A 6,964-nucleotide genomic window follows, 5' to 3' on the forward strand; every position below is an offset into this window, starting at 1 on the left:
GTCATGGGTCGACTTACTGGAAAGCGAGCGGTTGTCACCGGCGGTGCTTCCGGAATAGGGGAGGCGATCGCGAAGGCTTACGCAGCCGAGGGCGCCGAGGTCACGGTCGCCGACATCGATGCGGATGCCGCAGCCAGGGTCGCGGATGAACTCGGGGGGAACGCGTGGCAGGTGGATCTTGCCGACACGGTTGCTCTCGACGGGTTGGCGCTCGACACCGACATCCTCGTGAACAGCGCCGGGCTGCAGCGAGTCTCGTCGATCGTGGACTTCGACCCGGAAGCGTGGCGGCTGTTGCACAGGATCATGCTCGAAGCGCCGTTCCTGCTCATCAAGGCGGCGATGCCGGGCATGATCGAACGCGGCTTCGGTCGAATCATCAACCTGTCCAGCGTGCACGGGATCCGGGCATCCGCATTCAAGTCGGCCTACGTTGCGGCGAAGCACGGCCTCGAGGGGTTGTCGAAGGTGACGGCGCTGGAGGGATCAGAGCACGGCATTACGTCGAACTGCATCAACCCGGCGTATGTTCTGACGCCGCTCGTCGAGAAGCAGATCGCGGATCAAGCGCGCACGCACGGCATATCCGAGAGCGAAGTGCTCGAGAAGATCATGCTGACGGAGCCCGCGATCAAGCGGCTTGTGCCGCTCGACGACATCGCCTCGCTCGCGCTCTGGCTTGCTGACGAGCACGCGGGCATGGTGACGGGCACCTCGCAGGTGATCGACGGCGGCTGGAGCGCACGATGACCGCGGCGCAGATGACGGAGCGGATCGTCGACATCCCCGTTGAGGGCGGCTACCTGCACGGGGCGCTCTGGAACGAGAGCGCTCCCGGCGACCCCGTGCTGGCCATCCACGGCATCACGGCGAACCACACGTCGTTTCACCGCTTCGCCGAGCTGCTGGGCTCGCCGGTGCTGGCGCTCGACCTGCGGGGTCGCGGCCGATCGCGTGAACTCCCCGGCCCCTTCGACCTGGAGCAGCACGGTCGCGACATGGCGACAGCACTCGGGTACCTCGGCTGGCGAGGAGTGCGTGTCGTCGGGCACTCGATGGGCGCCTTCGTGGGCGTGCGGCTCGCAGCGGAACGTCCAGAGCTCGTCGGTGAACTCACACTCATCGACGGCGGCATTCCACTCCCCACCGAGGAGAACAGTCGCCCGGAAGACGTGCTGGGGCCCGCGATCGAACGCTTGACGATGCGGTTCCCGACTCCGGATGCCTATCGCGAGTTCTGGCGTGAGCATCCCGCTTTCGGGCCGTACTGGAACGAGCAGATCGACCGGTACGTCCGATACGACCTCTTCCCCGTCGACGACGGGTTCCAGCCGACGGCGAACCCGCAAGCGGTCGCGACGAACATGGGCGAATTGGACGGCAGCGGGGGGCACACGGAGGCACTCGAATCGCTGCGCATGCCGTTCACGGTCTTCGTCAGCCCGCGCGGACTCTTCGATGAAGAGCCAGGACTCTACCCGTCGAGCTGGCTCGAGCAGTGGAGCAAACGCCTGCCGGCGATGACCGTCCTGCGCATGCCGGACACCAATCACTACACCGTCGTGCTGAGCGAAGCGGTTGCGGCGGTCGTCGACAAGCTCAAGGAGGAGTCATGACGAATATTTTCGAAGGAATCGAGCAGCGGCGAGTAGCGACGGACCGCATCTCCGCGAACGTTCTCCACCGCCGCGGCGCGGGTGTCCCCGTCGTCTTCATCCACGGCAACGTATCGTCGTCCCTCTTCTTCCAACCGGCCATGCTCGGGCTGGAGCGGGAGAGCTATGCGATCGACCTGCGCGGCTTCGGAGAGAGCGAAGCGCTCGCAGTGGATGCGTCGAGGGGACTGCGAGACTTCGCCGACGATGTTGCGGCGGTTATGGACGCACTCGGCATTGCCACGGCGCACCTGGTCGGATGGTCGATGGGCGGCGGCGTCATCGCGCAGTTGCTGATCGACCGGCCGGAGCTCGTCGCGAGTCTGACCCTCATCGCGACGGTGCCGCCGTTCGGCTTCGGCACCCGCGTCGACGGCACGCTCATGACCGACGACGGCGCCGGAACGGGCGGTCTCGGCGTCAACCAGGAGTTCGTCCAGCTGCTCGCTGCCGGTGAGACAGGGGACGAATCGCAGGCGTCTCCGCGGGCGGTGTTCCGCAGCAGCTACGTCGCACCGGGGTTCGGCGACGATCACGAAGACGTCTGGGTGCAAGCGATGCTCTCGACCAAGACCGGGGACGGCAACTATCCGGGTAACGGGGTGACGAGCGAGCATTGGCCGGGGTTCGCCGCGGGGGACAGCGGCGTGCTGAACGCCATGTCGGGGAAGCATCTTGACTGGTCGGCGATTACGGCACTCGAGCGGAAACCGCCCGTGCTGTGGCTGCGGGGCGCGCACGACGTGATCGTCGGTGATGAGTCGCTGTTCGATTTCAATACGCTCGGCAAGCTCGGCGTCGTACCAGATTGGCCGGGCGACGAGGTCGCACCGCCGACGCCGATGCTCGCGCAGACGCGCAGCGTGCTCGAGCGCTACGGCCCCTACGAGGAGGTCGTGTTCGAAAACGCGGGGCACTCGCCGCACCTCGAACAGCGGGAACGGTTCCTCGAGGTGCTGGAGCGGCACATCCGGTAGCGGATCTTCACTCGGGACGCGGCTTCCCGGTGTGTTCCGGTCTGCTGGATTTCTTGCGACACGCCGGTATTTTCCAAGCAGCTCGGCACGTTTCGGCAACAACCAAGCACTTCGGGGCTGCGGGAGTTGACCGGCTCACCGAACTCGAGTGGCTTCGCGCCGACCGGCAGCGTGACTCGGCTACGTCGCGGATGGGGAGTCTGACGCAGTTCGTCACATTCGAGCGCGATGTCGGTTGCGGGCGCACAATGGAGGTATGACAATTGCAGCACCCGTTCAGCTCGTCGGCAGTGTCTCGCTGCCCGACGTCGAATCCGTGTTCCGCGCCGTGGCAACCGTCGGCGCGGAGCGAATTCCCGACGGTGAGGTCGGTGACCGCTTCTACTGGATTCAATTCCAGAAACTGCTGTTCGACGAGGTCGACGGCCTCGAACGAGTTGGTGAACCCGGATTCAAGATCCGCGGTCTGTTCGACGTGCGACTCTTCCGGCAGGTCGGCCCGGTCGATCTGCCACCGCTGGGTTACGCAGACGCCGCGATCGAATCGTACGGAGTCTTCACGCGATTGCGCGACGCGGGCGAGATCGCTGCCGGAACTCGCTTCCAGGTGTCGCTGCCGACAGCGGCGGGCGTTGTCGCCGCATCCATCGTTCCCGAGGAGCGCGCGGAGTTCGAGCTCGTCTACCGTGACGCGCTCCTGCGTGAAGTGGCCGCGATCACCGAGGCGATTCCGGCTGAGGATCTTGCCATCCAGTGGGATGTCGCAACTGAGTTCGCGATCTTCGAGCGCGACCGCAAGCCGGTGTTTCAGATCGAACCCTGGTGGGACGGTGTCGACGTAGCCGGTGTCGTCGAACGGTTGTCCGTCCTCGGTGCGGCGGTGCCCGATGGCGTGCAACTCGGTTACCACCTCTGTTACGGCGACGTCGAAGAGGAGCACTTCGTGCAGCCGGAGGACGCCTCGCTCCTTGCGAGAGTCGCGGGCGGTGCGATCGCCGGTATCGACCGGCGCGTCGACTGGATTCATCTGCCCGTGCCAATCGACCGTGACGACGAAGCATACTTCGCGCCGCTCGCCGACGTCGAGTGGGGCGAGACGCAGGTCTTCCTGGGCCTTGTGCACCATGAGGACGGCGTCGAAGGCGCGGTGCGCCGAGCCGTCGCGGCACGCACCGCGGTCGGCAGCTTCGGCATTGGCACCGAGTGCGGTTTCGGACGCGGACCCGAAGAGCGCACGCAGCCGTTGCTGCGGCTCCACCGCGAGATTTCGGACGCGCTCGCTGCGTGAACTGACGCTGTGCGACCTGCGACGTGAAGTGCTCGGTTTCGTTTGACACACCGAGAGAAACCAAGCACTTCGGCACAGCGTCGACGGCGCATTGACAAGGGGCGGGCGGTTCGATGCAGTGAACCGACCCGCCCCTTCGGCGTTGCTCTTGCCTACTTCGCGACGCCGGGGTGTGTCATTGAAAGCAGGTCGAGTGCCTTATCGAGATCTGCTTCCGAGACCTCGCCGCGCTCGACGTATCCGAGATCGACGACCGCCTCGCGCACCGTGATCCCCTCTGCAACCGAGTGCTTCGCGATCTTCGCGGCGGCCTCATAACCGATGAGCCGGTTCAGCGGCGTGACGGTCGAGGGGCTCATCCCGGCGAGCGTCGCCGCGCGGTCGGTGTTCGCCTCGAGGCCGGCGACGGTCTTGTCCGCCAGTACGATCGAGGCGTTCGACAGCAGCCTGATCGACTCGAGCAGCGCTGTTCCCATGACCGGGATCTGCACGTTGAGCTCGAAGGAGCCGGATGCGCCTGCCCACGCGATCGCCGCGTCGTTGCCGATGACGCGCGAGCAGACCATGAGCACGGCTTCCGGGACAACGGGGTTCACCTTGCCGGGCATGATCGAGGAACCCGGCTGGAGGTCGGGGATCTGCAGTTCGCCGAGGCCCGTGTTCGGCCCGGAGCCCATCCAACGCAGGTCGTTGTTGATCTTCGTCAGCGACACCGCGATCGTACGGAGTGCGCCGGATGCTTCCACGAGCCCGTCGCGGTTCGCCTGCGCTTCGAAATGGTTGCGTGCCTCGGTGATGGGGAGGCCGCTCGAGGAGGCGATCTCGGCGATGACCTTCTCGGGGAAACCGAGCGGCGTATTGATGCCGGTGCCGACGGCTGTTCCGCCCTGCGGAACCTCGGCGACGCGGGGGAGCGCAGCCTCGATGCGCTCGATGCCGAAGCGGATCTGCGCTGCATAACCGCCGAACTCCTGGCCGAGTGTGACCGGCGTCGCATCCATGAGGTGCGTGCGGCCGGGCTTGACGGCATCCTGCCAGAGCTCCGCCTTCTCCTCCAGCGCCTCCGCGAGGTGTGCGAGGGCCGGCTTCAACTGCTCGATGAGTGCCCCGGTCACGGCGATGTGGACGGAGGTCGGGAATACGTCGTTCGATGACTGCGAAGCGTTGACGTGGTCGTTCGGGTGGACGTCGTCGCCCCTGTGCTTGGTCGCGAGATTCGCGAGCACCTCGTTCGTGTTCATGTTCGACGAGGTGCCGGAGCCGGTCTGGTAGGTGTCGACCGGGAACTGGTCGTGGTGGTCGCCGGCGATGATCTCGTCGGCGGCCGCGACGATCGCGTCTGCAACGTCGGCTGCGAGGATGCCGAGCTCCTTGTTCGCGATCGCTGCCGCACGCTTGATACGAGCGAGCGCGACGATCTGCGCCGGCTCAAGACCCTGACCGGAAATGGGGAAGTTCTCGACCGCACGCTGCGTCTGCGCCGCGTACAGCGCATCCTTCGGCACCCGCACCTCGCCCATCGTGTCGTGCTCGATGCGGTACTCGATTTCTGTCACGTCCTTGCGCCTTTCTTTTGTGAGACGGGGAATGTCACTGCTGGATCTGCTCCGAGACCGCTTGCGCGAACTCGGTGAACTCTTGATCGCCTGCTGTTCCGAACAGCACGTACCAATCGTCGTCTACTTCGAGGCTCATCGCGAACTCGACATTGCCGACGTCCTCGTGCTCTCGCTGATCGTAGACCTCCCATTCGAGACCGTCGATCGTCGTAGTGCCGGTCGGTGTCGCTTCTCGCAGCAGATTCGAGAGCCACGTCGGGTTCGCCTCGCTGGCCTGGTTGAGCGTCACGAAACCGTTGTTCGGCGTTATGTAGCCGATGTACCACTTCGGAATGCCGTCGTTGCCGACGCGCAGTTCTGCCGCATTCGCTTCCCATCCCTCGGGGACAACGGGAACGACGGGGTCTGACTGCAGCACGACGTTCGCTTCTGCGGATGCTGCGTCGACGTCGATGGGGTCGGCCGGCGTCGGGTCCGGGCGCAGTACGACGAGCCACATGACGAGCACGAGCGCCAGCGAGGCGACGAGCGCGACGACGAGGTTCTGGAATGTCTTGCTCGATCGGTAGCGTCGGGTCGACTCCGCTTTTCTGGCGGCCGTCTCTTCCGGTGTCTCGGGGCGCCCGAGTTCCGCGACGATGGGTGGTTTCTTGCTCACTCGTTCGCAGCCTCGGCATCGTCTTCCTGCTCGCCGCGCACAGCGTCGAGACGAGCTTTCGCACCCTGCAGCCACTCTTCGCAGCGGTCAGCGAGGGCGGTTCCGCGCTCCCAGAGGCGCAGCGACTCTTCGAGTGTCGTCTGGCCGGACTCGAGCGCCTGGACGACGGTGACGAGTTCTTCGCGAGCCTGTTCGTAGCTCAACTCGGACACGGGTGTTTCGGCCTCACGTTCGGTCATGCCTCAAGCCTACCGATCGCGGCCGACAACGGCATCGATCGTGCCGTTCGCAACGGTCAGCAGGAGACCGTCGCCATCGGTGACGTCGTCTGCAGCGCGGACGACCCCGCCGTCGGAGCGTTGGACGACGGCGTAACCGCGATCCAGCGTCGATTGCGGGCTGAGCGCGCGCAGCGACGTCTTGAGGTGCGTCAGACGCGTGTTGTGGCCCTCGATAGCGCGCTCGACGAGTTCGTCTGCGCGCTGGGTGAGGCGCCCGAGGTCGTCTTCGCGTGCCTCCAGGAGCAGCTCGGGTCTCGCAAGCGCCGGGCGCGAGCGGACGCCCTCCAGGCGGTCGAGCTCATGGTGCAGGAACTGGGTTATGCGGGTGCGAATGGATGTGCGGGCCTGGTCGATGCGCATCCGTTCTTCCGCGACATCGGGCACGACGCGCTTGGCGGCATCCGTTGGCGTGGAGGCGCGGAGGTCGGCGACCTCGTCGAGGATGGGTCGGTCGGCCTCGTGCCCGATCGCCGAGACGACCGGTGTCGTCGTTGCCGCGACAGCGCGAACGATGCGCTCTTCCGAGAACGCCAAGAGATGCAGGAA

General features: G+C 65.7%; 8 protein-coding genes. 4 read left to right on the forward strand and 4 right to left on the reverse strand.

The genetic code is table 11. The features are described 5' to 3' along the window. Positions 1-3 precede the first annotated feature (3 nt). From Q0O95_RS05850 to Q0O95_RS05865, 4 genes are all read left to right on the forward strand, one after another. Positions 4-750, forward strand: coding sequence for a 3-hydroxybutyrate dehydrogenase (locus tag Q0O95_RS05850; RefSeq protein WP_293696325.1), 747 nt, complete (start codon positions 4-6; stop codon positions 748-750). Continuing rightward, positions 747-1,616 (forward strand): alpha/beta hydrolase, encoded by an 870-nt coding sequence (locus tag Q0O95_RS05855; protein ID WP_293696326.1) that lies wholly within the window; start codon positions 747-749, stop codon positions 1,614-1,616. The genes Q0O95_RS05850 and Q0O95_RS05855 overlap by 4 nt, the downstream gene beginning before the upstream one ends. Beyond that, complete coding sequence (locus tag Q0O95_RS05860) at positions 1,613-2,632, forward strand: alpha/beta hydrolase (RefSeq protein ID WP_293696327.1); 1,020 nt, start codon at positions 1,613-1,615, stop codon at positions 2,630-2,632. Before Q0O95_RS05855 ends, Q0O95_RS05860 begins: the two co-directional genes overlap by 4 nt. Before the next feature lie 256 nt (positions 2,633-2,888). Continuing rightward, positions 2,889-3,920 (forward strand): hypothetical protein, encoded by a 1,032-nt coding sequence (locus Q0O95_RS05865; protein ID WP_293696328.1) that lies wholly within the window; start codon positions 2,889-2,891, stop codon positions 3,918-3,920. A 152-nt stretch (positions 3,921-4,072) separates the two neighbouring features. Here Q0O95_RS05865 and Q0O95_RS05870 read toward each other — a convergent pair whose 3' ends face one another. From Q0O95_RS05870 to Q0O95_RS05885, 4 genes are all read right to left on the reverse strand, one after another. Further along, on the reverse strand, positions 4,073-5,476 hold the full coding sequence (locus Q0O95_RS05870) for a class II fumarate hydratase (RefSeq protein ID WP_293696330.1): 1,404 nt from the start codon (positions 5,474-5,476) through the stop codon (positions 4,073-4,075). 34 nt (positions 5,477-5,510) lie between these two features. Beyond that, a complete protein-coding gene (locus Q0O95_RS05875) occupies positions 5,511-6,137 on the reverse strand; it encodes a DUF4245 family protein (RefSeq protein ID WP_293696332.1) in 627 nt (208 codons plus the stop codon). Then, on the reverse strand, positions 6,134-6,376 hold the full coding sequence (locus tag Q0O95_RS05880) for an exodeoxyribonuclease VII small subunit (RefSeq protein WP_293696333.1): 243 nt from the start codon (positions 6,374-6,376) through the stop codon (positions 6,134-6,136). The genes Q0O95_RS05875 and Q0O95_RS05880 overlap by 4 nt, the downstream gene beginning before the upstream one ends. Positions 6,377-6,385: 9 nt before the next feature. Next, a partial coding sequence (locus Q0O95_RS05885; protein WP_293696335.1) for an exodeoxyribonuclease VII large subunit occupies positions 6,386-6,964 on the reverse strand: 579 nt, incomplete at its 5' end.

Origin of the sequence: uncultured Agrococcus sp., from assembly GCF_945915485.1 — a bacterium.
Lineage (GTDB): Bacteria > Actinomycetota > Actinomycetes > Actinomycetales > Microbacteriaceae > Agrococcus.